At 48.0% G+C, this 1,632-nt stretch carries 2 protein-coding genes; both read right to left on the reverse strand.

Annotated features, from left to right (window positions below; genetic code table 11):
* Window positions 1–454: 454 nt before the first annotated feature.
* Window positions 455–769: a CcdB family protein gene (locus tag J8X26_RS18405; protein WP_208951572.1), complete on the reverse strand. Its 315-nt coding sequence runs from the start codon at window positions 767–769 to the stop codon at window positions 455–457.
* A 2-nt stretch (window positions 770–771) separates the two neighbouring features.
* Entirely contained in the window at window positions 772–1,008 is a 237-nt protein-coding gene (locus tag J8X26_RS18410; RefSeq protein ID WP_208951573.1) for a type II toxin-antitoxin system CcdA family antitoxin, read from the reverse strand.
* Window positions 1,009–1,632: the final 624 nt, after the last annotated feature.

A 1,632-nucleotide genomic window follows, 5' to 3' on the forward strand; every position in this document is an offset into this window, starting at 1 on the left:
TGCCGCTTACAACCCCAATTAGGGGTTGTAAGCGGCAAGCCGCCAAAATTTTGTAGGACTGTTGACGAACAATGATTAATCGGTGACGCCGCCGCTGGTGACAAGGTTTTCCTCTCGAGGCGGTTCCGGCACTAAACCTCAATATGATCCAAAATTTGAGCTGATTGCGAGTCCGACTGTTTTCCATTATGAGCCGCTACGGTTATGCTGCTCTTCATGGTTTATCAGTTTCACCTGGCACCCCAGATTCACTGTACTGTGTTTTTTTTAGTACCAGTAATTTTGTATGAAAGCACACAAAACAGGACGCTAAGGCCAATACCTATCCCATTATCGACGCCACCGGAAGCAAGGGAAACGACTAGCAAATATGTATAGATTGAAAGCAACATCATACGAGGAAAATTAAGCATCAGAGATATCCTTTCTTAAAAATCACGTTGAGAATACATTATTAAATACCATCAAGAAGAAAATCAATTGCAGCTTTGACTTCAGTACGATAAAGGGAAGCATCGCAGAACACAGCACCTAAAGAACGGGCGGGAATACTCGCCATTTCATGCGTCATAACTGCATATTCTTTATCGTCGGTCAGTCTGACAAGCGGGACCAACCGTTCGGGCCGTGTACTGCTTGGGTACTTTTCAACAGGCAGCAGAGGAATAACAACCCTGCGGTTCAGCTGACCGATAATATCGCTGGTTACATCAAGCAGCAGGGTATAGACGGCGCTTTTCCCAGTGTTACTGTATACAGTGAACTGCATTCTTAAAATGTCCTGTACTCATCGCTGAAACAACCATGTTCATCGTGAAAGCGGTTAAGAGCTTCCAGCGCTTCGCTGTTTTCCTCCTGCCACTTTTTTGCTTCGTAGTGGCGTAGTTCCGCGTCAAGTGCTGCGGTCAGGGTGGCGCTGAGATTAATCCCAGCCTCACGCGCTCGGTTGAGTAAGGCACGTTCTACGGTCATGGTAACGCTTTGCGTTGCCCGTTGTGTTATGGCCATAAATACCTCGTGTCAAATGTCGTGTAATAAACACGGTTAATTAGACGCAGCATAACACTAAAAAGGCAATGTAGCGGAAAAATCTTGGGTTCCGGCATAGCCTCGATATTTTTATGCGCATCGCGCATGAAGGCGACAACGGTAGTTGTTAGTGTCCCAGGAGGTTAGCGTCGCCGTACGCCCGGCGCAGCCGGTCTGTGAGCCGAATATTCACCAGTCCGCCCCCCGTCCTGCCAGACCGTTTTTAAAGAGGCTTGAGCGTGCGAAAGCCGATACTGCTGACTTATCGCAACGCAGAAGCTTAACGGTCGAATGACAAAAGAACCTTCCCGCAAAACTAGTTACAACATTCACTGTTCTTGATTCTTTTATCCGGCCGGGCCTGTTGCCCGTCCGGGTAAAAGACCCACGGCCAGCGAAAAGGGCGACTTTGCTTAGGCAGAGCTTTGACTGTTGCCCGGAACAACGTGGAGGGTGCTACTTCTTCTTTTTACTGATGACGATGATGTTTGCATGAGGATTGCCCTGAGCAAAGCGAAGGGAGCTACTCCAGATGCCATGCCGAAGGCTGGCTCAGGAGTACTCTTTCTTTAGAAAGCATGTTTAGTTCAGAAGTAACGTTCG

Source organism: Rahnella sp. ChDrAdgB13 (assembly GCF_017655185.1).
Classification (GTDB): domain Bacteria; phylum Pseudomonadota; class Gammaproteobacteria; order Enterobacterales; family Enterobacteriaceae; genus Rahnella; species Rahnella contaminans.

Coding starts and splice junctions, on each gene's coding strand:
- J8X26_RS18405 (WP_208951572.1), bottom strand. CDS start 769: ATGCAGTTCACTGTATACAGTAACACTGGGAAAAGCGCCGTCTATACC.
- J8X26_RS18410 (WP_208951573.1), bottom strand. CDS start 1,008: ATGGCCATAACACAACGGGCAACGCAAAGCGTTACCATGACCGTAGAA.